This is a genomic window from Caulobacter vibrioides (genome assembly GCF_002858865.1).
In the GTDB taxonomy this organism is placed as follows: domain Bacteria; phylum Pseudomonadota; class Alphaproteobacteria; order Caulobacterales; family Caulobacteraceae; genus Caulobacter; species Caulobacter vibrioides.
Map to the genome: position 1 here is coordinate 79,601 of NZ_PJRR01000014.1, position 23,160 is coordinate 102,760.

At 66.3% G+C, this 23,160-nt stretch carries 26 protein-coding genes and 1 pseudogene; 17 read left to right on the forward strand and 10 right to left on the reverse strand.

The features are described 5' to 3' along the window. Positions 1–8 precede the first annotated feature (8 nt). The 3 genes from groES (at position 9) to CVUC_RS10140 (ending at position 3,194) form a co-directional block, all read left to right on the forward strand. Positions 9–299, forward strand: a complete 291-nt coding sequence (gene groES / locus CVUC_RS10130; protein ID WP_013080760.1) for a co-chaperone GroES — start codon at positions 9–11, stop codon at positions 297–299. A gap of 57 nt (positions 300–356) precedes the next feature. Further along, entirely contained in the window at positions 357–2,000 is a 1,644-nt protein-coding gene (gene groL / locus CVUC_RS10135) for a chaperonin GroEL (RefSeq protein WP_010918571.1), read from the forward strand. A gap of 309 nt (positions 2,001–2,309) precedes the next feature. After that, positions 2,310–3,194: a hypothetical protein gene (locus CVUC_RS10140; protein ID WP_096032530.1), complete on the forward strand. Its 885-nt coding sequence runs from the start codon at positions 2,310–2,312 to the stop codon at positions 3,192–3,194. A gap of 1,032 nt (positions 3,195–4,226) precedes the next feature. Here CVUC_RS10140 and CVUC_RS10150 read toward each other — a convergent pair. Together CVUC_RS10150 and CVUC_RS10155 are read right to left on the reverse strand one after the other, a co-directional pair. Further along, positions 4,227–6,407, reverse strand: a complete 2,181-nt coding sequence (locus CVUC_RS10150) for a peptidase domain-containing ABC transporter (protein ID WP_096032528.1) — start codon at positions 6,405–6,407, stop codon at positions 4,227–4,229. Next, positions 6,368–7,609, reverse strand: coding sequence for an HlyD family secretion protein (locus CVUC_RS10155; protein ID WP_012640036.1), 1,242 nt, complete (start codon positions 7,607–7,609; stop codon positions 6,368–6,370). Before CVUC_RS10155 ends, CVUC_RS10150 begins: the two co-directional genes overlap by 40 nt. A 115-nt stretch (positions 7,610–7,724) precedes the next feature. Here CVUC_RS10155 and CVUC_RS10160 point away from each other — a divergent pair, with 115 nt between their 5' ends. The 7 genes and pseudogenes from CVUC_RS10160 (at position 7,725) to CVUC_RS10190 (ending at position 9,841) form a co-directional block, all read left to right on the forward strand. Next, positions 7,725–7,925, forward strand: a complete 201-nt coding sequence (locus tag CVUC_RS10160) for a hypothetical protein (RefSeq protein WP_096032527.1) — start codon at positions 7,725–7,727, stop codon at positions 7,923–7,925. Between the two features lie 558 nt (positions 7,926–8,483). Next, positions 8,484–8,771, forward strand: a complete 288-nt coding sequence (locus CVUC_RS10170; protein WP_105212838.1) for a hypothetical protein — start codon at positions 8,484–8,486, stop codon at positions 8,769–8,771. 17 nt (positions 8,772–8,788) lie between these two features. Next, entirely contained in the window at positions 8,789–8,992 is a 204-nt protein-coding gene (locus CVUC_RS10175) for a hypothetical protein (protein WP_096032525.1), read from the forward strand. Positions 8,993–9,052: 60 nt separating this feature from the next. Further along, positions 9,053–9,241: a hypothetical protein gene (locus CVUC_RS10180; protein ID WP_096032524.1), complete on the forward strand. Its 189-nt coding sequence runs from the start codon at positions 9,053–9,055 to the stop codon at positions 9,239–9,241. Between the two features lie 11 nt (positions 9,242–9,252). Further along, positions 9,253–9,339: pseudogene (locus CVUC_RS20395) on the forward strand (hypothetical protein); the annotation flags it as partial. 16 nt (positions 9,340–9,355) lie between these two features. Continuing rightward, positions 9,356–9,487 carry a hypothetical protein gene (locus tag CVUC_RS10185; RefSeq protein ID WP_024265586.1) on the forward strand — a complete coding sequence of 44 codons (132 nt, stop codon included), beginning with the start codon at positions 9,356–9,358 and terminating at the stop codon, positions 9,485–9,487. A gap of 39 nt (positions 9,488–9,526) precedes the next feature. After that, positions 9,527–9,841 carry a hypothetical protein gene (locus tag CVUC_RS10190; protein WP_096032523.1) on the forward strand — a complete coding sequence of 105 codons (315 nt, stop codon included), beginning with the start codon at positions 9,527–9,529 and terminating at the stop codon, positions 9,839–9,841. Between the two features lie 4 nt (positions 9,842–9,845). Here CVUC_RS10190 and CVUC_RS10195 read toward each other — a convergent pair whose 3' ends face one another. Further along, positions 9,846–10,946, reverse strand: coding sequence for an IMCp domain-containing protein (locus CVUC_RS10195; protein ID WP_096032522.1), 1,101 nt, complete (start codon positions 10,944–10,946; stop codon positions 9,846–9,848). Positions 10,947–11,088: 142 nt separating this feature from the next. Here CVUC_RS10195 and CVUC_RS10200 point away from each other — a divergent pair, with 142 nt between their 5' ends. After that, entirely contained in the window at positions 11,089–12,246 is a 1,158-nt protein-coding gene (locus tag CVUC_RS10200) for a DUF3089 domain-containing protein (RefSeq protein WP_096032521.1), read from the forward strand. A gap of 120 nt (positions 12,247–12,366) precedes the next feature. On the opposite strand, the gene CVUC_RS10205 is transcribed toward CVUC_RS10200, so the two are convergent. Then, the gene (locus tag CVUC_RS10205) at positions 12,367–12,549 is read right to left on the reverse strand and encodes a DUF1328 family protein (protein ID WP_010918559.1); all 183 of its coding nucleotides are present in this window, start codon (positions 12,547–12,549) and stop codon (positions 12,367–12,369) included. A 107-nt stretch (positions 12,550–12,656) separates the two neighbouring features. Here CVUC_RS10205 and cobT point away from each other — a divergent pair, with 107 nt between their 5' ends. From cobT to CVUC_RS10225, 4 genes are all read left to right on the forward strand, one after another. After that, positions 12,657–14,585 carry a cobaltochelatase subunit CobT gene (cobT, locus tag CVUC_RS10210; RefSeq protein WP_096032520.1) on the forward strand — a complete coding sequence of 643 codons (1,929 nt, stop codon included), beginning with the start codon at positions 12,657–12,659 and terminating at the stop codon, positions 14,583–14,585. After that, positions 14,582–15,664 carry an esterase-like activity of phytase family protein gene (locus tag CVUC_RS10215; protein ID WP_096032519.1) on the forward strand — a complete coding sequence of 361 codons (1,083 nt, stop codon included), beginning with the start codon at positions 14,582–14,584 and terminating at the stop codon, positions 15,662–15,664. Before cobT ends, CVUC_RS10215 begins: the two co-directional genes overlap by 4 nt. Before the next feature lie 207 nt (positions 15,665–15,871). Continuing rightward, positions 15,872–16,177 (forward strand): hypothetical protein, encoded by a 306-nt coding sequence (locus CVUC_RS10220; protein ID WP_193343187.1) that lies wholly within the window; start codon positions 15,872–15,874, stop codon positions 16,175–16,177. 272 nt (positions 16,178–16,449) lie between these two features. Next, positions 16,450–16,740: a hypothetical protein gene (locus CVUC_RS10225; protein WP_024265585.1), complete on the forward strand. Its 291-nt coding sequence runs from the start codon at positions 16,450–16,452 to the stop codon at positions 16,738–16,740. Between the two features lie 151 nt (positions 16,741–16,891). Here CVUC_RS10225 and CVUC_RS10230 read toward each other — a convergent pair whose 3' ends face one another. The 4 genes from CVUC_RS10230 to CVUC_RS10245 all read right to left on the reverse strand — a co-directional run bounded on the left by CVUC_RS10230 (position 16,892) and on the right by CVUC_RS10245 (position 18,154). Then, positions 16,892–17,089 (reverse strand): hypothetical protein, encoded by a 198-nt coding sequence (locus CVUC_RS10230; RefSeq protein WP_096032518.1) that lies wholly within the window; start codon positions 17,087–17,089, stop codon positions 16,892–16,894. Between the two features lie 42 nt (positions 17,090–17,131). Then, positions 17,132–17,338: a hypothetical protein gene (locus tag CVUC_RS10235; RefSeq protein ID WP_096032517.1), complete on the reverse strand. Its 207-nt coding sequence runs from the start codon at positions 17,336–17,338 to the stop codon at positions 17,132–17,134. Positions 17,339–17,440: 102 nt separating this feature from the next. Next, positions 17,441–17,800, reverse strand: a complete 360-nt coding sequence (locus CVUC_RS19860; RefSeq protein WP_164468064.1) for a DUF6481 family protein — start codon at positions 17,798–17,800, stop codon at positions 17,441–17,443. A gap of 144 nt (positions 17,801–17,944) precedes the next feature. Next, on the reverse strand, positions 17,945–18,154 hold the full coding sequence (locus CVUC_RS10245) for a cold-shock protein (RefSeq protein ID WP_010918551.1): 210 nt from the start codon (positions 18,152–18,154) through the stop codon (positions 17,945–17,947). 586 nt (positions 18,155–18,740) lie between these two features. Here CVUC_RS10245 and CVUC_RS10255 point away from each other — a divergent pair. After that, positions 18,741–20,666, forward strand: a complete 1,926-nt coding sequence (locus CVUC_RS10255) for a TonB-dependent receptor domain-containing protein (protein WP_096032516.1) — start codon at positions 18,741–18,743, stop codon at positions 20,664–20,666. Between the two features lie 268 nt (positions 20,667–20,934). Here the strand turns inward: CVUC_RS10255 and rpmB are convergent, their stop codons facing one another. Beyond that, positions 20,935–21,234 carry a 50S ribosomal protein L28 gene (rpmB, locus tag CVUC_RS10260; RefSeq protein ID WP_010918547.1) on the reverse strand — a complete coding sequence of 100 codons (300 nt, stop codon included), beginning with the start codon at positions 21,232–21,234 and terminating at the stop codon, positions 20,935–20,937. 265 nt (positions 21,235–21,499) lie between these two features. Between rpmB and CVUC_RS10265 the strand changes: the two genes are divergently transcribed. After that, positions 21,500–21,997, forward strand: coding sequence for a DUF3617 domain-containing protein (locus tag CVUC_RS10265; protein WP_164468063.1), 498 nt, complete (start codon positions 21,500–21,502; stop codon positions 21,995–21,997). 513 nt (positions 21,998–22,510) lie between these two features. Here the strand turns inward: CVUC_RS10265 and CVUC_RS10270 are convergent. After that, on the reverse strand, positions 22,511–23,086 hold the full coding sequence (locus CVUC_RS10270; protein WP_096032514.1) for a methylated-DNA--[protein]-cysteine S-methyltransferase: 576 nt from the start codon (positions 23,084–23,086) through the stop codon (positions 22,511–22,513). Between the last annotated feature and the right edge of the window lie 74 nt (positions 23,087–23,160).

Consider the following 23,160-nt stretch of genomic DNA (forward strand, 5'->3'; position numbering starts at 1 on the left):
AGAAGATCATGAAGTTTCGTCCCCTGGGCGACCGCGTCCTCGTGAAGCGCGTCGAAGAAGAAACCAAGACCAAGGGCGGGATCATCATCCCCGACACCGCCAAGGAAAAGCCGCAAGAAGGCGAAGTCGTCGCGGTCGGCCCCGGCGCCCGCAACGACAAGGGCGAAGTCGTCGCCCTGGACGTCAAGGCCGGCGACCGCATCCTGTTCGGCAAGTGGTCGGGCACCGAAGTGAAGGTCGACGGTCAGGACCTCCTGATCATGAAGGAAAGCGACGTCCTGGGCGTGGTCGAAGCCTAATCGGCTTCCCGCTCTCCACCCGTTTTCCAAACGTTTCTCTTTTAGAAGGGCTCTAAAATGGCCGCTAAAGACGTCTATTTCTCCTCCGACGCGCGCGACAAGATGCTGCGCGGCGTCAACATCCTCGCCAACGCGGTGAAGGTCACGCTGGGTCCGAAGGGCCGCAACGTCGTCATCGAAAAGTCGTTCGGCGCCCCGCGCACCACCAAGGACGGCGTCTCGGTCGCCAAGGAAATCGAACTGGCTGACAAGTTCGAGAACCTCGGCGCGCAGATGATCCGCGAAGTCGCCAGCAAGACCAACGACAAGGCCGGCGACGGCACCACGACCGCCACGGTCCTGGCCCAAGCCATCGTCCAGGAAGGCCTCAAGTCGGTCGCCGCCGGCATGAACCCGATGGACCTGAAGCGCGGCATCGACAAGGCCGTCGCCATCGCCATCGAGGACATCAAGACGTCCTCGAAGAAGGTCACCACCAACGCTGAAATCGCTCAGGTCGGCACCATCTCGGCCAACGGCGACAAGGAAGTTGGCGAGATGATCGCCAAGGCCATGGACAAGGTCGGCAACGAAGGCGTCATCACCGTCGAAGAAGCCAAGACCGCCGAGACCGAACTCGACGTCGTCGAAGGCATGCAGTTCGACCGCGGCTACCTGTCGCCGTACTTCATCACCAACGCCGACAAGATGGAAGTTCAGCTGGAAGAGCCGCTGATCCTCCTGTTCGAAAAGAAGCTGTCGTCGCTGCAGCCGCTGCTGCCGGTGCTGGAAGCCGTCGTCCAGTCGGGCCGTCCGCTGCTGATCATCGCTGAAGACGTCGAAGGCGAGGCCCTGGCCACGCTGGTCGTCAACAAGCTGCGTGGCGGCCTGCGCGTCGCCGCCGTCAAGGCTCCGGGCTTCGGCGACCGCCGCAAGGCCATGCTGGAAGACATCGCCATCCTGACCGGCGCTCAAGTCGTCAGCGAAGACATCGGCATCAAGCTCGAGAACGTCTCGCTGGAAATGCTGGGCCGCGCCAAGAAGGTCTCGATCACCAAGGACGACACCACGATCGTGGACGGCGTTGGTGAGAAGGCCGACATCGAGGCCCGTATCGCCCAGATCAAGCGCCAGATCGAAGACACCACCTCGGACTACGACAAGGAAAAGCTGCAAGAGCGTCTGGCCAAGCTGGCCGGCGGCGTTGCGGTCATCCGCGTCGGCGGCTCGACCGAAGTCGAAGTGAAGGAAAAGAAGGACCGCGTTGACGACGCCCTGAACGCGACCCGCGCGGCCGCCGACGAAGGCATCGTCCCGGGCGGCGGCACGGCCCTGCTGAAGGCCTCCAAGGCCCTGGCCGGCGTCGTTGGCGACAACGATGACCAGACCGCTGGCATCGCCATCGTCCGCCGCGCCCTGCAGGCCCCGATCCGCCAGATCGCCGAAAACGCCGGCGTCGAAGGCTCGATCGTGGTCGGCAAGATCCTGGAAAACGACAACAGCGCGTTCGGCTTCAACGCCCAGACCGAGCAGTATGTCGACCTGGTCGTCGACGGCGTCATCGACCCGGCCAAGGTTGTCCGCACGGCTCTGCAGAACGCCGCCTCGGTGGCCGGCCTGCTGATCACCACGGAAGCCGCGATCGTCGAAGCCCCCAAGAAGGGCGGCGGCGCCCCGGCCGGCGGCGGCATGCCGGGCGGCATGGGCGACATGGACTTCTAAGGAAGTCCTGTCAGCACAGCGCTGAACAAGATGAGGGCGGGGCCGCAAGGCTCCGCCCTTTTTCTTTGGCGCGCCCGATAGCCCCGCCCCTGGGCGCGCCATGCCGCAGACGCGATAACGGGAAGGACAATAACCATTTAAGATTGTATCTGGACCTAGGGTCTGGCTACATGTTGGTCGTCAAGTTGCCGGCGGACTCCCAGGCGAATGTCCCCGACGCGTACGAGGCCAGGGGGAGAGCCGGTCTATCAAATCTTGCGATAGGCCAAGGGGCGCTCGCATGCCGGTTGGAAGCAAGTTGCGCCGCCCATGACGCCCCTCAAGCATCTCGCCGTCGGCTGGATCTTGTTGGCCAGCCCCGCTTGGGCTCAGGCTCCGCCGCAGTCGCCTGAACCGCAAACCTCGGACTTGGTCAGCAGCGTTCTGGTCGAGGCCGACGCAGGCGCTGGGCCTCTGCGCTTTGCGCGCAGCATCACTCAACTCAGCGCCTCAGGGCTTGTCAGCCGCTGGGTCGTCCCCCCGTGCCCCTTGGTGGCGGGATTGACGGCGGCTCAGAACAAGGCCGTTGAGCGACGCCTTCGGGCCGCCGCCTCCGAGGCAGGAACCCCGCAGCCGACCAAAGACTGCAAACCCAATCTGACGGTGATCTTTGCTGACGAGCCGACAGCCTTCATCGTCAAGGCGCGCGCTGCAAGAAAGATCGCCTTCCCCGGGGCCTCGCCCCTGGCGATCGAGCGGATCCAGAACAGCGCCGAACCCTTCCGCATTTGGCGGCAGATCGAGGATGTTCCAAGCTATGGCGCCACGTCCCAGGACGAGGGCGGGACCACCGCGTTCTACGGAGCGTCAGGCTCTTTGATCAGGCAGACCCACGCCAGCGGCATCCTGAGCGCCACAATTATCGCGGATAAAAGCCTGATATCCCGCAGAGAAATGAAGCTTACGACACTGTCTTCTTATCTATGCGTGGTCGCGCTTTCCAGTATAGATCCGAGCGCGAAGATTTCCGGATTTCCCTCTATATTGAATATTGCAAATGAAAAACCCTCCGAAATGTCGCAGCTCACCGCCTGGGACAGAGCTTACCTCAAAGCGCTCTACGGCTCGGCCAAGGGCTTCAGCGGACAGGTCGAGCTCGGCCATCTAGCGCGTCAGATGAGCGCCAACCTCAAACTCGCCCCGGGCTCGCCTTAAGGTCCGGAGATAAGCGCGGGAGCTTGGGCGACATGGACTTCTAGTCCAGACACTCAGCCTTCTGCGGAACAAGACGAAGGGCGGGGCCGCAAGGCTCCGCCCTTTTTCTATGCGCGGTCCGGCCGGCACGCGGTCAGGCCTGCGAGACTTCCGGCTCCGCGCGGCGCTCCGGTGATGGCCAGGCACAGACGTCCGGCCAGGATGATGGAGGGGACAGACCTCGCCAGAAACACGTCACCCGCAAGGCGTCGGACGGCGTGGTTGACGGTCTCCCTGCGGAAGAGCTCGGACACGGTTGTGTTGCACCGAATGCAACGAAAAGATGCTTTTCAGTCTTGACCGGGTTGAGCTCAAGCTACAATTCTAAGACTGCGATCCGGATCGAGCCCATGAACTTCTAGCTTATGGAGGACGCCGTGACGGGTTTTGCTAGGCACGCGCGTGAACTCGACGATGCAGAACTCGGCCCTGTGGCGGGCGGACCCTGGTGGGCGCCCATAGCCATCGGCGCACTCCTGATCGCAGCTGGACATTATGGAGTCCCTTCCTCGAAGGGCATGATCGAGGGCTTCACCGATAACAAGTAAGATCGGGGAGATTCTGGGGCTGAGAGACCACTATGTCGATCTGGTTTTATGCTCTCTATCCCCCAAAATCGGGGCATTTATGATGGCTATAATCGTAATTATCTCGTTTTTCGCCGCCAGTACTATTTCCATTATGACTAATAATTCTGGATTTATTGTGGCCCTAATGATAGTTGGGAGCGTATTATATGCATGGAAGGGCCCAATCATAGCGGATACGCTTCCTAGATTTCCATTCGCTTCAAATAATCGGCTGATTTTTGGCTGGGCTTTGTATTTAGCGATCACAAATATATACTTTGTGTATTTACCTACTCTCCTCTTGAATGAGCTCACCGGGTCAATGCTAACCGCTTTCGAACGACTTTCTAAGTCTGTTTCATGAATGGAAGGCGGGGCCGCAAGGCTCCGCCCTTTTTCTTTGGCCGGGAACGATAGTCCGTCGTTAGAAGACCGCGCTCTTAGGCTCCGCCCTCGAAAGCTCGCTGCGGGCGGTGGACAGCACGCCGCCCTCGACCACGAGAATCCGGCTGGCCCGCTTCAATAACGCCGGGCGGTGGGCCACAACGATCCGCGTGATCGGCAGCTGAGCGATCAGGTCGGCGATCAACTCCTCGGTCTGCACATCGAGGTTGGCCGTGCCCTCGTCGAGCACCAGGATGCGCGGCCGGCGGTAGAGCGCGCGCGCCAGCAGAACCCGCTGCTTTTGTCCGCCGGAAAGCGTCGAGCCCATATCGCCGACCAGGGACAGGTACTGCATGGGCATGCGCGCGATATCGTCGTGGACCTGAGCCGCCATGGCGGCGTGCTGAACCCGCGCCATGTCGAGATCGGGATCAAAGAAGGCGATGTTGTCGGCGATGGTCCCGGACAGAAGTCGATCATCCTGAGCGACGACGCCGACCTGTTCGCGCCAGGCGCGCCAGAGCTGGGGCGACGCCGGTTGACCGTCGAGGGTGATCGTCCCTTCGGTGGGCGCGCGCAGGCCCAGCATCAGCTTGAGAAGCGTGGTCTTTCCGCCGCCAGACGCCCCAGTGATGGCCAGGAACTCGCCCGGCGCGACCTCCAGGTCCACTCCCTGCAGGACGGGACGGTCCGCCGCGCCGTAGCGGAAGGAGACGTCCTTCAGCTGCAGGGCGCCAGCAACCTCAAGCCGAGGCGCGGCGGTGTCGGCGGCTTCGGTCTCTGCGGTGACGATATCAGCCAGACGCTCTAGGTGCAGATTCAAGAACTTGAACTGGATGAACTGGTTGATCAGGGCGTTGGCGCGATCGGTGAAGGTTTGGCGGAACGACAGGAAAGCGAACAGCATGCCGACCGAGAAGCCATCCCCGGCCAGGATCGTCCGGGCCCCGAGATAGATCACGATCACGGTTTGAAGCCCGGTGATCAGAGCCTGGGTAAAGCTCAGCGAAATCTGGAACTTGCCCACCGAGACCGCAGCGTTGATGGCGTTGGCGTAGAGATTGCGCCACACGCTCTCACGCTCGGCCTCGCGGCCCATGAGCTTGATCGTGGTCGCGGCCCGCACGGTCTCCATGACATGGGACTGTTCCCGGGCGCTCTCCAGGATCTGCTCCTCTGTTCGTGCGCGCATCGCGGGGAAAAGCGTGAGCGCCAGACCAAGGTTGAGCGCGACCGCCCCCACCACCACGGCGGCGAGGGTCGGCGAGTAGATGAGGAGGATGATGATCGCGACCGCCGCCATCAGCCCATCGATGATCGCGGCGATCACCCCTCGGGTCAGCACGTCCTGGATGGCCGAGGCCGATCCGATGCGGGACAGGATGTCGCCGACATGGCGCTTCTCGTACCAGTCGCTGGGCAGCCGCATCATGTGCCGAACCAGATTGCCCACGACCTGGAAACTCAGCATCTGCCCGAACACCTGCAAGGCCCAGGCGCGCAGGGCCTCGATCATCGACTGGAGCACCACCAGCGCGCCGAAGCCGATCGCCAGGACGGCAAGAAGGTCTCGGTCGGCGCGCAGGATCGCCTCGTCCACCACCAGCTGCATCTGGAACGGCATGGCGAACACGGCCACCTGCAGCGCCAGCGACAGACCCAGGATCTGAAAGAAGGCCGGCCAGAAGCCGACCATGCTGGACCAAAGGCTGGTCAGCTTGATCGGCGCGCGCGCGGTGATCTTTTCGAAACGCCCCGATGGCGTGAGCTCAAGCGCCACGCCCGTGAAATGCTTCGAGAGCTCTTCCAGAGCATATGTCCGCGCGCCCAGCGCCGGATCGTGCACCACTGCGCGGCCGCCCTGGACGGACTTCAGGACCACGAAGTGGTTCAGATCCCAGTGCAGGATCGCCGGCAGCCGGACCTTGTCCAGCGCCGAGAGCTCGACCTTCAAGGCGCGCGGCGCGAACCCCAGGCTATCGGCGAGACCCATGATGCTGCGCAGGGTCGCCCCCGACATCGACAGGGTGAACCGCTGGCGCAGACCGTTCAGATCGACGTCATGGCCGTGGTAGCGCGCGACCATGGCCATGCAGGCCAGGCCGCATTCGGCGGCCTCCGCCCCCACAATGACCGGCAACCGGCGCCGGCGGGCGAAGTTCAACTCGGCGGGAATGTTCATCAACGGCGTCCGACCGCGTAGAGGGGATCGAGCAACCATTCCAGCAGCGACCGTCGATCGATCACGACATCGGCGCTCAACAACATGCCCGGTTGCAGCGGCAGGGTTTCGCCATAGGCGGCGACGTTGTCTCTGGCCAGTTTCACCCGGATGCGGAACACCGGCTCCTGCACCTGAAGGCCCGGGATGGCGACCTCCGAAGGGGCCAGGACCGTCCGCGAAACCGCCGTCACGACCCCCTCGCCGACGCCGAATTTCTGGTGCGGAAAGGCCTGGTACATCAGCCGCACCTCCTGGCCCTGGCGCACGAAACCCGCAGCGCGCGACGGGGCGTAAAGCTCAGCGACCAGCGCGGAGTCTCCAGGGGTCAGGACGGCCACGGCGGCCCCTACCCCCACGGTTTGACCCGCCTCGACCGGCAGGGCCGCGACGCGCCCCGCCACGGTGGCGACGACGACATAGCGCCCCTGCGCCTCCACCTGGGTCGCCTGTTGCTCCAGCCCAGCCAGGGTCGAGGCGGCCTCGGCGCGAGCGGCCTGCAGGTCGATGGGGATGGCGGCCAGACGCGCGTCCACCTCGCCGATCTGCCGCTCATAGCTCAGCGCCTGGGACGACAGGGTCGAGGCCTCCTGCTGGACCGCCAGTTCGGCCGAGCGGCGGGCCTGCAGCTCGCGCGGCGACAGGAAGCCCTGGGCGGCGATCGTTTCGGCGCGAGCGACCTCGGCGCGCGCCAGGGTCAGCCGCTCGGTCTGCAAGGCGAGACTGCGTTTGGCCTCGGCCAGTTCACGGTTCAGAGCGGCGCGACGCTGGGTCAGTTGGCGGCTTTCGGCGGCGAGCGCGGCCTGGGTCGCTGCGGCGCGTGATCCGGCCGCCGAACTCTGCGCGCCCAGGCTGCGCGAGAGGACCGCAAAACTGTCACCGCCCTCGAGAGCCGACGATAGCGTCAGGGTAGCGATCGGCTGCCCGACGACGACCCGGTCTCCCTCGCGCACATGCACATTGGCGACGATCCCACCCTGCCGCGCAGCCAGCCGGATCATGCCGGCCTGCGGCGTCAACCAGCCGACGACGGTCTCCTTGCGGGCGTAGGAAGCGGTAGCGGCAAAGGTCGCTCCGGCCAGAACAACCAGACACACAAGCCCCGCCAGGACGCGGGACGGGACGGAGGTCGCCAGCACCACCTCGCCAGCCAGCCGGCGCGTGGCATGGACAACGGCCTCTTTTCGGAACAGGTCGGACAAGAAACAGCTTCACCGAGAAAATGGCGATATACAACCTTGACAGGTTTGCGGAGCCCACGCAATCGTCGTGTCCGCAATCCGGATTGCATCGCACTCTCAACATCAGGAGAAAGCTATGACGGCTTTGGCTATGGACGTGCGTGAGTTGAGTATTGGGGAAGTCGACTCTGTCTCGGGCGCGAGCGAACTGGGTCAAAATGTTCTCAAGTTCGCTGGCGTCGGCGGGTCGATAGGTCGCTTCGGCGGCCTCCAAGGCGCTGCCGTTGGCATTCTGCTCGGCGCCGCTGTGGGCGTGTATGTCACTTTTGCGGACTAGGGGTGTAGACGCATGATGTACGAACTTTCTGAGCAAGACATCGACGAAGTCTCCGGGGCTGGTAAGCTGACAAGTGTTCTGGAAGATGCCGCCGCAGGCGCTCTTGTGGGCGCCGCTGCCGGATTCCTGTGGGGCGGGCCAGTGGGAGCCTTCGCAGGCGCACTTAGCCTTGGCGGACACGCAGCCCTGATTAGTTCTCTATCCTAATATTGATTAGAGAAGGCTGTGATATAGGCATCAGAATTATAATATATCACAGCCTTTATAATCTTATTTGTCGGAGAAACAATTTGGAAAAAAGATCACCCCCCCTAACTATAACTGTATGCCTACTCCTAATGCTAGCGGGCATTGCCGAGAACGACACTGTTACCACAATCCTGATCGGAGCGGCGGCGGTTCTGGCGGCGTCGATGGCTTGGTCGGTGTTGCGCGACAGAATGAGATAGTTCTCGAAACGACAGCCTCGCGGCGAGTTTTGCTTCAAAACACCTCAAGCGGCGATCGCGTCTGCGGGACATGTCCGTGAGAGGTCCGTGCAAGCGGAGGACCCTGGCCATGGTGTTGCAGAGCCGCTCCATTCGATGGGCTGCCTGGCTTCTCATCGCATCCGGTTTCGCGTCGTCTCTGGAGCGCTTTTCGCTCGATCCCCGAACGCCCTTCTTCCTGTACGGCGTGGCGCTCCTTCTGGTCGGCTATTCCTCTCTCGATGAATGGCGGGCGATGGGCCTGAAGGGTCTTCGGCTGCACGCCGCCGCGTCCGCCACGGGAGCTGTTTGCCTCATCCTTGTTGCAGCGATCATCGGTCCGTTCGTCGCGGCGGCCTCGACGCTCCCCAAGACTTGAGCCGAGGGCTGGAACCGATGCGAAACAGGCGCAGACCACTCCTCATAGACCTGACCTTTGTGGTCCTGGCGCCGGCGCTGATCGGTCTGGCCTGGGGCCGGTCGAGCGACGTTTTCCCTGAGCAACCCTACGCTTTCGGCGCCGTCGTGACCCTGCTCGCTTGGGCGGGCGTGCTCTGGTTCTTCCTCGCCGGGCCGGGCAAGACGCCGCGCGATCCATAGGGATCTACGAGCTGGGCGGGACGTCGACGAGACCTCGGACGCAGAAGAAGGAGGTGACCGATGCGCCAACTGTTTCAGAGCGTCCTCACCACGCTGCATGCGATCGCCATCGTCCTGGCGCTGATCGACAAGAACGTCAGTTGGGTCACGCTGACGCTCTTCTTCGTCATGGTCCCGTTCTATGGGCTGGGCGTCAGGGTGGCGGGCGACTGGTTGGCGGCGCGACTTAAGCCGGCCAGCGCCGAGTAGATCGGGGCGACTTGGCGCCTTCCCCCTCCCCTCCGCCGGGTCAATGGGTCGCGGAGCCAGGCTCGCCTTTCGACGTTAACCTCCTGGCCATAACTTGAGGCATGGAGGCGCCCAATGTCGTTCGTGCGTTTGCAGTCTTCACACCATCGCCGCCGGCTGCCCCGCCCGTCGGTGGTGATCCTGGGCCTGTCGGTCTGGCTGGTGCTGGGCCTGATCAGCCAGGCGGCGTTCCGGCTGATCGGCTAGCCCCTTTCGGACACCCTCTGGCAAGGCTACATCCAATGGATGTTCCGCCAGCGCCCCGACGCCGATCTGATCGTTCAAGGCTGGGTCATCGGCGTGATGGTCGAGGTCCCCGGCGAGCGCGCGCCGGTGCGACACTACTTCGCCGTCGGCAAGGCCGACCGGGCCCAGGCCGAGTGGACGGCGGTGGATCTGGCGATGAACGCCGGTCCAGTGGCGTCCAGCCCCGTCGGCGGCCACGAGCCGGTCGAGGCGCTGCGCGAGATCGTCGCCTACCGGATGCGCGACCTGGGCCTCAAGCCCGGCGAGGCGCGGGCCCTGGGCGACAAGAACCCGCGCCGCTGGCTCTCTCTCTAAGGCGTCAGTGGCGCTTGCCGCCGCAGCCCGAACAGCCGCCGCCCCCGCCGCCGATCCGGATCGAGGTCGAGGCCGTCGCCGACGCGGTGGCCGAAGCGCGGGCCGAGGCCGAAGCGCCGGCATAGCCGCCGGTGCGCCAGCCGCCGCCGCCGATCAGGCCAACCCCGCCATAGCCGCCGCCGCGACCGCCCGAGGCGCTCCCGACATAGCCCATCGGCAAGGGCGGAAGCTCAGCGTAGCCGTCATGGCGCTCATCATAAGACGAGCGCTCTTCGCGGTGTTCGATCACCCCGCCATAGCCGCAAGGGCTGGCGCAGGGCGTCGGCGCCGGGATCGGTCCGCAAGGGTGGCCGCAGCTGGGCGGCGGCGCGGGCCGCCAATGGATGTCGCAACGGCTGGCGCAAGGGGCGGGCTGCGGATAGCCGCAAGGACCAACGCAGGGCGCGGGGCGCTCGACATAGCCGCAGGGCTGAGCGCAGCCCGGAGCCGGCGTCGCAACCGGGCGATCGACATAGACGTAGATCGGCACCTGGATGATCTTCTCGACCACCTCGGCGGGCTTGTCGCTGGGCACGGGGCGGTCGACATAGACCGGCTTTTCCACGACCTTCTCGACGATCTTCTGCACGGGAACTTCGACCCGCTTCTCGACCACCTTCTCAACGACGCGGTCGACATAGATCTTTTTCTCGACCGGGCGGTCGACGTAGACCTTCTTCTCGACCGTGCGGTCGACGTAGACCTTCTTCTCGACCGGTCGGTCGACGTAGACCTTCTTCTCGACAGGCACCTCGACCAGCTTCTCGACCGGAACCTCGATGCGCTTTTCCACGACCACCGGGCGCTCGATGATCACCGGCTTTTCGACCACCTTCTCGACGATCTGGGTAGTGGGGCGGTCGATATAGACGGGCACGCGCTTTTCCACGACGACCGGGCGATCGACATAGACGATCTTGGTGCGCGGCTTGGGCGTGGCCTGTTTTGGGACCGGGCTGCGCGTCGGCGCCCCGGGGAAGCCGTCGGCCAGGACGGGCGCGGCGCTCAGCGACAGCGCGGCGAGCGTGGCGGCGCCCAGTCGGCAAAGGGTCTTGAAGCTGATCACGGACGCGCGCTCCTGCTGGCCGTCCCGAACCGGGACGCGGCTTCGCCGTCGCGCAACGATCGGGCCAAGCCCCCTTGGCGACCGTCGTTCTTTTGATCATTGTCGCGCCCAAACGAGCGTTTGAGCGCGGGAGCAGATCGGGATGAAGCGGACTTTGACGGGCCTTGCGGCGATGGCGGTCCTGGGGCTGGCGGGCGCGGCGAGCGCCCAGACGGCAGCGCCTGCGCCCAACGACTACAGCAAGCCCGAGTCGTGGCTGTGCCTGCCCGGCCGCGCCGACGCCTGCGCCGTCGACCAGACCACGACGATCGTCCAGGCGGACGGCAAGACCTCGGTCGAGACCTTCAAGGCCGCGGCCGCCCCGGCCTATGACTGCTTCTATGTCTATCCGACGGTGTCGACCGATCCGGGCGGCAACAGCGACATGACCATCGACGAGGCCGAGCGCCGGGTGGTCGAGCAGCAGCTGGCCCGCTTCGCCTCGACCTGCCGCGTGTTCGCGCCGATGTACCGCCAGGTGACCCTGGCGGCCCTGCGCGCGGTGATGCTGGGCCAGGGCGCGCCGGGCAATGCGGCCCTGGCCTATGGCGACGTGCGCGACGCCTGGGCCTGGTATCTGCAGAATGAGAACAAGGGCCGGCCCGTGATCCTGATGGGCCACAGCCAGGGCGCCCGCGTCCTGCAGGGGCTGCTGACCAACGAGGTCGACGGCAAGCCCGTCCAGAAGCAGATGATCGCCGCCTATATCATCGGCATGAACACCCCGGTCGTCGACGGCAAGTACGGCTCGATCCCGCTGTGCGACAAGGCCGATCAGACCGGGTGCCTGGTGACCTATGTCTCGTTCCGCGAAACCAGCCCACCGCCCCCCGTCAGCCGCTTTGGCCGAACCGACGCCGAGGGCCGCCGCGCCGGCTGCGTGAGCCCCGCCAGCCTGCTGGCGGGCAAGGCCTCAGCCGAGTCCGCGCCGCTGAACGCCTATCTCAGCGCCAAGGGCTTTGGCGCGGTGTCGGGCGCCACGCCCAAGCCGTTCGCCAAGGATCTGACGGTGTCGACGCCGTTCGTGTCGATGCCGGACCTGTTGTCGGCCAAGTGCGTGGCGCAGGGTGACTTCACCTATCTGTCGGTCAAGGTGAACGCCGACCCGGCCGATCCGCGTACCGACGACATCAGCGGCGACCTCGTCGTCGGTCCCATCACCCTCAAGGACTGGGGCCTGCATCTGATCGACGTGAACCTGCAGATGGGTGACCTGGTCGCCCTGGCCGATCGTCAGGCCAAGGCCTACGAGGTGAAGTAGGGTCCGAAAATCCTCCCCCTAGCGGGGGAGGTGTCCGCGAAGCGGACGGAGGGGGAAGTTCTGCTGACCTTGCCGCTCCCCCTCCGGCCTTCGGCCGCCTCCCCCTTCTGGGGGAGGATTTCACTTCGGTCCCGTCGCGGCCTTGAACACCGTGCCGCCCAGCAGCAGCACCAGCACGAAGCCGACCAGGAACAGGAAGAACAGGATCTTGGCGACGCCGGCCGCCGCACCTGCCAGGCCGCTGAAGCCCAGAGCGCCGGCGATCAGGGCGACGATGGCGAGGATAATGGCCCATTTGAGCATGTCGAATTCCCTCCAGAAGCGCGCCCGGGGCGCGATTGCAAAATCAACGTCGCCACAGCGCGCGGCGTTCCTTGTTTTCCCCGCCCGGCGCCTTTAACTCGAACGCCATGGCCTCCAAGCCCGAAAGCCCGACCGAACCCTTCAAGCGCGCCCTGGCGCACGCCGCGCGCTCGCTCGCCGAGACGCCGGACCTGGAGGTCGTGTTCTCGGGCGATGGTCCCCAGCTCCTGGGCAACCGGGCGGTGCTGCCGCATCCGCCGCGCGACCTCAGCAGCAGGGAAGCCGCCCGCATCCGGGGTCTGGCCGACCAGATGGCCCTGCGCCTGGCGCACCACGACCCGCTGGCCCACGCCCGCGCGCGGCCCAGCTCCCCGGACGGTCAGGCCGCCTTCGAGTCGATCGAGCAGGCGCGGCTGGAGGCGATCGGCGCCAACGCGCTGGGCGGCGTGCGCGCCAACCTGACCGCCGCCCTGGAAGCCCGGCTGGAAAAGCAGGGCCTGACCCGCGCCGTCGCCACCGATCGCCAGTCCGCGCCGATGGCCGAGATCCTGGGCCTGATGGTGCGCGAGCGCCTGACCGGCGATGCGCCGCCCGACGGCGCCAAGGCCCTGGTCGACATCCTGCGCAATGACATCGAGGCCCGGGCCGGCAAGGATCTGGACCGTCTGGCCGCCGCCATCGACGACCAAGCCGCCTTCGCTCGGGTGACCCGCGAGATCCTGCGCGACCTGGATCTCTCCGAAGAGATGGCCGACGCCACCGACAGCGCCGACGAGGAAGACGGCGAGGACGACGCCCCGACCGAGAATTCCGACGAGGACCAGGGCGAGGGCGAAGGCGAGCAGCAGGAAGGCTCCGCGCCCCAGGAGAGCGAGGCCACCGACCGCGAAAGCGAGTCCGGCGACGAGGAGATGGTCCAGTCGGACCAGGAGGGCGAGCCCGAGGAGTCCGACGAAAGCCCCGAGATGGGCGACGGCGCCAAGCCGGCCCGTCCCGACACCAGCACCGGCCAGGGCGGCGAGCCGCAGTACAAGATCTTCACCACGGCCCACGACGAGATCGTCGACGCCGAGGACCTGTGCGACGCCGAGGAGCTGACGCGGCTGCGCGCCTATCTCGACCAGCAGCTGACCGCGCTCTCCAGCGTGGTCTCGCGCCTGGCCAACAAGCTGCAGCGCCGCCTCCTGGCCCAGCAGAACCGCTCGTGGACCTTCGACCTCGAGGAAGGGATGCTGGACGTCGCCCGCCTGACGCGGGTGATCATCGACCCGACCGCGCCGCTGTCGTTCAAGCAGGAGGAAGACCAGGAGTTCCGCGACACGGTCGTGACCCTGTTGATCGACAATTCCGGCTCGATGCGCGGGCGCCCGATCATGGTGGCGGCGATCTGCGCCGACATCCTGGCCCGCACCCTGGAGCGCTGCGGCGTCAAGACCGAGGTCCTGGGCTTCACCACCCGCGCGTGGAAGGGCGGCACCAGCCGCGACGAGTGGATCAAGGCCGGCAAGCCCGCCGCGCCGGGCCGTCTGAACGACCTGCGCCACATCATCTACAAGGCCGCCGACGCGCCTTGGAGACGCGCGCGCAAGAATCTCGGCCTGATGATGCGCGAGGGACTCCTCAAGGAGAACATCGACGGCGAGGCCCTGATGTGGGCCCACCAGCGGATCATCGCCCGGCCCGAACAGCGCCGCATTCTGATGGTGATCTCCGACGGCGCGCCGGTGGATGACAGCACCCTGAGCGTCAATTCGGGCCACTATCTGGAGCGGCACTTGCGCCAGGTCATCACCGAGATCGAGGGCAAGAGCCCCGTCGAGCTGATCGCCATCGGCATCGGCCACGACGTCACCCGCTACTATCGCCGCGCCGTCACCATCGTCGACGTCGAGCAACTGGGCGGGGTGCTGGTCGAGCAGCTGGCCGCCCTGTTCGAGGAAGAGCCCCGACAGATCGCCCGCACGCGCGGCCTCCTGGCCCCGCCGCCGGTCGTCATGCCGCAGGTCTCAAAGACGGCGGCTAAGGTCCCCGCGTGATCGGTCTACGTACGGCGCTTGTGCTGGGCGTGGTCGCGGGTCTGGGCGGCATGGCCACCCAGTGCGCGCCGCGCCGACCGCCGGTCGCCGTCGCCCCGCCCGCGCCGGTCAAGGTCGGACCCGAGATCGCCGTCACCGCCACGCCGGTTCCGCTGGACGCCACCAACGCGGCCAAGACCACCCTGGACGGTGGCTTCACCTATGCCGGCGGGCTGGTGCTGACCAGCGCCACGACCACGCGACTGCACGGCCTGTCGGACCTGGCGGTCGGCGCCGAGGGCCAGCTGATGGCCCTGACCGACGACGGCGACCTGTTCGAGGCCAAGATCCAGCTGGACGCCAACGGCCGCCTGACCGGGCTCACCGACGGCAAGCTGCGCCCGCTGCGGGGGCTCGACGGCCAACCCATCCAGGGCAAGCAGCAGGCCGACGCCGAAGGCCTGGCGGTGCTGCCCAATGGCGATCGCCTGGTCAGCTTCGAGCGCGATCACCGCATCTGGCTCTATCCGGTCACGCCGGACGGCGGCTGGGGAACGCCCCGCCCCGCGCCGAAGCCCGCAACCGTGCTGCCCGACAACGAGGGCCTGGAGGCCATCGCCGCCTATTCGGTCGCCGGTCCTGACGCCTATATCGTCGGCGGCGAGGAGGGCGAGGTCTGGCTTTGCCGGCTGTCGGCCGACTGCAAGGCGCTGCCGCCGCAATCGGGCCCGGACTTCACCTGGGGTCTGTCGGGCTTTGCGCCGTTCGCCGGCCCGGCCATCGCCACCCTGCATCGCGGCTTTGATCCGGTGCGCGGCTGGCGCGTCATGGTCCGCTTCGTCGCCGACCCCACCGTGCCCGTCGCCCGCCAGCGCATCTCGGCCACCTTGCGCCTGGAGGGCTCGACCACGCGCGACAATGTCGAGGGCGTGGCCCTGACCCGCTCGCCCTCGGGCGGCACGCGCGTTTATCTGATCTCCGACGACAACGCGACCGAGAGCCAGCGCACCCTGCTGCTGGCCTTCGACTGGGTCCCGCCGCCGCCCCCGCCGGCCTTGCCGCCCAAGCCCGTCAAGAAGAAGCCCGTCCGCAAGCCCTGACCCGGCGGGTCCGCGCGCCGAAACTGGTTTCGTTGGCAACGAAATGGTACCGCTAACATTTTCGTGAGATCGCGCGCTTCGCACTTGCGATAGACACCGGTGTCATACATTGATGGTGGGGACGGACGACGAGGCGAGATCCTGGGGGCCGTCAGAGGAACGCGTCGGGAGGCGGTTGCACTCAACCTCCTTTCCGGGACTACCAAAATGATCCGCATGCTTGCTATCGCCGTCACCGCCGTGATGGCTGTCTCCGCCTCCGCCGCCAACGCCGGCGAAATCACCGTCAAGGTTCGCGGCCGCGCCGCGCCGGTCGTCCACGCTGAAATCGTCAGCGCCGCCCAGCAACTCTGCAAGGAAGACCTGGCGGGCAATCCGAAGGCCTCGGACCTGACCCCCTACTGCATCCGCGAAGTCACGCGCGACGCCGTGGTCCGCGCCAAGAACCCCGAACTGCGCGCCTACGACAAGGCCAAGGGCCGCACCGCCTATCTGCGCCTCGCGGCGCGCTAAGGGCCACGCCCTCGCCTGAGATCGGCCCGCGAGCCCCCCGCTCGCGGGCCTTTTCGTGCGCGCAGGCCCGCCAGGCGCCTGCGCCGAGCCCCAGCTGCGCTGATAACGGCGCCGCAAAATTTCATGCGTGCGCCGCAACATAATCATTGATCACTCAAAAAAGCGCCGCTATACGCTCAGTGACGGCCCAACAGGCGACAGACCGGGGACCGGCCGTCAGAGGAACGCGTCTGGAGGGGGTTGATCACAACCTCCTTTTTGGACACTTCGACATGATCCGCTCGCTCGTTCTGGCCGCCTCGGCCATCGCCACCCTGGTCGCCGTTCCGGCCTCGGCTCAAGAAGTCCGCGTCAAGGTCGCCGGTCGCCCGGCCGCCGAAGTCCGCGCCGACATCGTCAAGGCGGCCTCGACCGTCTGCTGGAAGGACGTCCGTGGCGAAGCCCTCGCCGGCTACCTGTACCCGGCCTGCATCCGCGCCTCGGTCAACGACGCCGTCACCAAGCTCAACAGCCCGGCCCTGACCGCCTACAACACGGCCAACCCGGCTGTCGTTTCGCGCTAAGCGACACCTTCAAGTACCAAGCTTTCAAAACCCGCCGCGGCACAGGTCGCGGCGGGTTTTGCTTTGCCTGGGACCGTGTCGGAGACTCGCGCCGGGAGCAGCGGTGAGCTGCGCAAGCCCCTCCCTTGCGGCGCCCCGCCGAAGTTGATGGTCAGTCGCGAGCCTGGTCCAGGCGCTGGACGAGATCGACACCCATGTCCGTGATCATCCACCCCGCCCGTCCGCGCTCGGCCAGACCAAGATCGGTGAGCGCACGGGCGTCGCCGATATTGATCCAATCGACGTCTTCGCCGGACCGCTTGCGCGAGAGATTCCTCAGCGCCTTCATCTGACCGGACGGCAGCGTCATAGAACCGCCGCCACGTTCGCCGGACCCGCCAGGATCAGCCGGTCAGATCGCGAAGCCATGTTCGCCCGAGATCCGAATCTGGCAGGCGTGGCCCTGAACCATGCGCTCTCGAGCGCGTTTCGCGGCTGACGCCTTGGCGATGTCCTTGTCCGCCGATGCGCCGAAGTAGACGCCGGCCTCCTCCGCGACCCAAAGGCCCTCATTGCGGCAGACCGTGATGACGATGCGTTCGCCGAGAGACTTGTTCATGAATGTCCTTGAATGCGAGCGAGCGAAAAGACCGGAACGCGGTTGTGGCCACCGGTTGTGCGTCAGGACGCGTCCGAGACCTGGACCGGGTGAGCGGTCGGGTTAGCGGCGGGCTTGGCGCGCAGCGTACTTGGCGTCACGCTTGGCCTTGGCGTCGGCGGCGCTGAGAACCTTGCGCTCCTTGCGGGCGCCACGCTTGGCGGCCAGAGCCTCGGCGTCGAGGGCGGCCTGCGCTTGCACGGCGGCCTCTTGCGCCTCGGCGATCGCCTGCTTGGCGTCGGCGCGCGTCTGCAGGCGCGCCGCCCGGACCGCGTTGAGCTCCATCGCCCGCAAGGCCTCACGCTGCGCAAACAGCGGGTCGGTGACCGCCGCCTTGGGGCGCAGCTTGGCGATCAGCAGCGCCTTGGCGGCCGCGGCGGTTTCGAGGCGCGTGGAGAATTTCGTATCGTAGGTCGAGATCATGAAACCTTCGGAGACTTGAGCACAGGCTTGCCTATCTGCTGAAGGCCCAGCCTGGGCTGGCGCTCACCCGGGCGGACGAAGACGCCCGTGAGCCTGAGTAAGAAAAAGGGCCGGTAGCGTGTGCTGCCCGGCCCCTTCTTGTCGTTACGCTGCGGTCAACTGCCCGGCGGACATCTTGCCGCTGCGTTGGTCGCGTTCGAGCTCGTAGTTGAGCTTCTGGCCTTCATCAATCGAACCCAGGCCTGAGCGCTCGACGGCCGAGATGTGGACGAACGCGTCCGCAGAGCCGTCGCTGGGTTGAATGAAGCCAAAGCCCTTGGCGGCGTTGAACCACTTTACGGTGCCGGTAGCCATGTTTGTATCTTTCAGATGTGGTGACGCGAGGCCTCAAACAGGCCCTACGATCAAATTGTCGGAGAGGTTCTTGGTAGGCCCGAAGCTCGATCCGAAGAGCAAGCGTGGAGAGCGACCGAGCCAGTGCGATATTCAATAAAACAATAATGACCTAGAAATAGGTTTTCCACAATTGTTCTATTTTCAGGTCCAATTTTCGATAAGTATTTTTGCCGAATTCGGCGCGAATTTTACCGCGACATTCCATTCAACAGCGCGAAATATATCAGTATTTGCGGTCGAAACTGAGCGCCAAGACGGCGCGATTTTTCGCCGCCGACCCGGCCACGGGCGCTGTCGTCTCGCGGTGAGCGATCGACCCTGGCGCCAAGCTTTCAAACCCCGCCGCGGTGCAGGTCGCGGCGGGGTTCGCCTTGCCTGGGCCCCGCCCGACGCTCCGGGTCAACGGAATGCCCGGCGTCGCGCCTTGCCAAACTCGCGCATTTGCCGCATTGCCCCTGTTACAGAATAACAGGGGGAGCCCTCAGGATCGCGCGCTGAACCCGCGCGGGAATCGCTCGCCCTGGCCCTTGCGAGTGCGTTCGACATGCGTTTCCCCTCCCGCCGCCTGACGGCGCTTCTCTTCGCCTCCGCCGTCGTCGCGCCGGGCGCGGCCCTGGCCCAGCGCGTGGGCGACAACGCCGTCGCCGGGGCCGAGGACGCCTTCGGCGCCAGCATCGGCAATGAGCGGGTGGGCCTGTACAGCGCCAGCGAGGTGCGCGGCTTTTCGCCGATCACCGCCGGCAACATCCGGCTGGAAGGGCTGTATGTCGACCGCCCCGCCAGCTTCACCGACCGCCTGGTGGCCAGCAATGTCGTGCGCGTGGGCCTGGCGGCGCAGAACTACCTGTTCCCCGCCCCGACCGGCGTGGTCGACTTCCGCATCCGCCCATCCGGCGACGAGCCGGTGCTGAGCGTGCTGGCGGGCTATGGCGCCTTGAACGGCGGCCGACTGGAGCTGGACGGCCAGTTGCCGGTCTCGGACACGCTCAGCCTGTTCGGCGGGGTGGCCGGCTTTGACGACGAGTACGGCAGCGGCGCGGACGCGGTCTATGCCTCCTACGCCCTGGGCGCACGCTGGCGTCCGACCCCCGGCGTCCAGATTCTTCCGTTCTGGAGCCGCGTCGACACCTGGAACCGCGAGATGGCGCCGATCTACGTGGCCGCGCCCGGCGTGCTGCCGCAAGAGGTCGCGCGCCGCCGCTATGTCGGCCCCAGCTGGGCCGACAACCGCAACGTCGCCACCAACAGCGGCCTCATCGTTCATGCGCCGCTGCCCGCCAAGCTTGGCCTGTCGCTGGGCCTGTTCCGCTCCGAGCAGGACACGCGCGAGAACTACGCCCACGTCCTGACGGGAATCACCGCCGACGGCCTGGCGACGCGCCGGATCAGCCGCGATCCTCCGCAGAGCATCGTCTCCACCAGCGGCGAGGCCCGGATCAGCCGCGTCATCATAAGCGGCGACTTCTCCCATGGCCTGCACGCCTCGGTGCGCGGCCGGGTGCGCGACAGCCTCTATGGCGGCGGCGGCGCCTACAACTTCGGGACGGTGCGGCTGGAGGATCCGATCAACACCCCGCCGCCGACCTTCGTGCTGGGGGCCCGCACCGCCGAAAAGGTCAAGCAGTGGACCGGCGGGGCGGCCTATGACCTGCGCTGGCGCGGTCGCGGCTCGCTGATGCTGGGCCTGCAGCGCACCGACTACGACAAGACCGTGCGTCGCCCCGGCGTCGCGCCCGCCCTCACCCATGACAGCGCCTGGCTCTACAACGCCGCCGCCTCCTGGACCCTGACGCGGCGGCTCGCCCTCTATGGCAGCGTGACGCGCGGCCTGGAGGAAAGCGGCGTCGCGCCCGACAGCGCCGCCAACCGCACCCAGGCCCTGCCGGCCATCATGACCGACCAGTGGGACGCGGGCGTGCGCTGGGTCATGCCGGGCGACCTGCGGCTGGTCGCCGGCGCCTTCGACGTCCGTAAGCCCTATTTCGCGCCCGACGAGGTCAATGTGTTCCGCGAGATGGGCGTGGTGCGCCACCGGGGCCTGGAGGTCAGCGTGACGGGCGCGCCGATCGAGGGCCTGAACCTTGTCGCGGGCGCGGTCCTGATGCGCCCGCGCGTCACCGGCGCCCCGGTCGCGCAAGGCCGCCTTGGCCCCAAGCCCGTGGGTCAGACCGCCGCCACCCTGACGCTCAGCGGCACATGGGCCACGCCGGTCGAGGGCCTGGCCCTGACCTTCGCCGCCAACCATCACGGCCGCCGCACCGCCGACCAGCTCAACCGCGTCTCGACTCCGGCCGCGACGATCTGGGACGCAGGCTTCCGCTACCGCTTCGACATGGGCAAGACCCCGGCCCTGCTGCGCCTGCAGGTCACCAACCTAACCGACGTCTTCGACTGGCGCGTGGTCAGCAGCGCCACCTACGACGTCAACGCCCCGCGCGCGGCGGCGCTGTTCCTGACGATGGATTTCTGAGGAAAATCCCTCTCTCATGGAGAGAGGGAGGGGCCCGCCGCGAAGCGGTGGGAGGGTGAGTGGGTACGCTTTTGCCGGACAGGGCAGTGACGGAAAGCGGCTAGATGGTTCGAGGGTATGCGGCTGACGTCGTAACCACTCACCCTCCCACGCCTGCGGCGCGGGCCCCTCCCTCTCTCAAAGAGAGAGGGATTCACCACGACGAAAAACCCGCCAGGATCGCTCCCGGCGGGCTTTCGAATTCGTCAGCCTTGAAAGGCTTGAAGCCTTAGGCGGCCTGAGCGGCGGCCTTGGCCTTGGCCTTCACCTGGGCCTTGATCTTCAGGGCGCGCGGCGACAGCTGCTCGTCCTTGGCGCCCAGCAGGAAGGTGTCCAGGCCGCCCTTGAAGTCGAGCGTGCGCAAGGCCGCGTTGCTGATGCGCAGCTTGAAGCTCTGGCCCAGCGACTCCGACTGGAGCGTGGCGGGCGACAGGGCCGGCAGGAAGCGGCGCTTGGTCTTGATGTTCGAGTGGCTCACATTGTGGCCGACCATCGGACCGATACCGGTAAGTTCGCAACGGCGCGACATGGTGGTTACCTTGGCTTGGGCGAAGCCCCGCCCTCTTGAGAAGAGCCTGGCCCGCTAAGATATGAATTCGGACACGCGAGCCGGACGAGCTGGCCGCGCGAGAGCGGGCGATATAGGCGAAGGCCCGCCCTTGAGTCAAGGCTGGTCTGGGTTTGAGCGCGCGCGCCGACTTCGCGGCCGCAAAGCAACCCGCCCCACCCGCGCCGCCTTCAAGCACGGTTCATCTGGCGCCTTATATAGAAGTCGCCTGAAGGAGACCCGCCCCATGCGTTCGACCACCCTCGCCGCCTGCGCCCTGACCCTCGCCGTCGGCGTCGCCACGGCCGGATTCAGCCTGGCCCAGCCGCTGGTCAGCGCGGCGAGTCGCGTCGCGACCCCGGTTGCGGCCCCCGTAACCAGCAAGACGACGATTCTCCCCGGTCACTGGGAGTACGACTATCGGATCGGCCCGATCCCCGCCGGCAACGAGACCCGCTGCCTCAAGCCCGCCGATGTCGAGCAGTTCTCGCGCGGCATCTGCACCCGCAAGTATCGCTGCGACTACACCACCAATGTGGTCCAAAACGGCAAGATCCGGCTGAAGGGGTCGTGGACCGACAAGAAGGACCGCGTCGCCCCGGTGACCGCCGAGGGCAGCTACACGCCCGAGCGCTTCAAGCTGAACATCCAGCTGAAGACGATCAACGGCCTGCCGCTGGCCGGAACCATGACCGCCAAGCGCCTGTCAGCCGACTGCCCGCCCGACCAGACTGCGGCCAAATAGCCCGCCCCATGAAACCGATTTGTGGTTAATGCGCTTTCAGCTACAATAGCTAGTAGGGAACAAACACTGAATCGGCGAACGTCGCTGATTCGGTCCTGATTCGTTTCGCCCCTGTTCGGGGAAACGTTAGCGGGCGTTAAGCGGTGTTTCCCGGGCGCCCGACATTTCAGTTTCAGATCGCGGGTGGGCTGTGGCCGACAAGACCGGTCGCCGGCGCGGAGCAGGGCTGCAAACGGACGCTGGCGACCTCAGCAACGGGTCGGGATCGGCCACAAGGAATCCCTCTCTCATGGAGAGAGGGAGGGGCCCGCGCCGCAGGCGTGGGAGGGTGAGTGGGTAGGCGAAGCCCGTAGACGATTCTGACGCTGTGCTGATCTATGTGCCGGCACGCCGGCTGACGGCGTAGCCACTCACCCTCCCAAGCTTCGCTTGGGCCCCTCCCTCTCTCTAAGAGAGAGGGCTTTTGCGCGACGTCCGCCCAGAGTCGAAGCCAGCCCTTTGCTCTCAGCCCCCCTACCCGCCCCGCGGCGGGGCCACCGAAAACTCCAGATCAAACAAGGTCGGCGCCCCGCTGGTCCGCGCCTTCTCGATCGTCAGCAGTTGGGCCTTGGTCGCCGAGCCGCCGGAGGCGGAGAAGCCGCCCATACTGCCTGACGAGCCCAGCACCCGATGGCACGGCACCACGATCGGCCAGGGGTTCTCGCCCAGGGCCTTGCCGACGGCGCGGGCCGCGCCCGGTTCGCCCAGGGCGCGGGCCACCTGGCCATAGGTCGAGGTCTCGCCCGGTGGAATGGCCCGGGCGATGGCATAGACCCGCAGGTTGAAGGCGCTCTGGCCCTTCACGTCCAAGACGATGTCGGCCAGATCGTCGCGGTCGCCGGCCAGCAGGTCGCGAACGCGGTCGATGACGGCCTCGAGCTCAGGCGGCGGGTCAGCCTCGACAGCGTCCGGGAACCGCTTGCGCAGCCGCGCCCAGGCCGCGCCGGGCGTGGCCTCGGGCAGTTGCACGCCGATCAGGCCGCTTTGGCTCCAGGCGAGGCCGCAGCGGCCAATCGCCGTGTCAAAAAGGGCGAAACCCTGGGTGGTCATGCCTAAAAACTAGCAGGCCTGTTGCGACTTGGCAGGACCGCGCCGTACGTTTTCCAGATCTTGCTGCTTGGAGA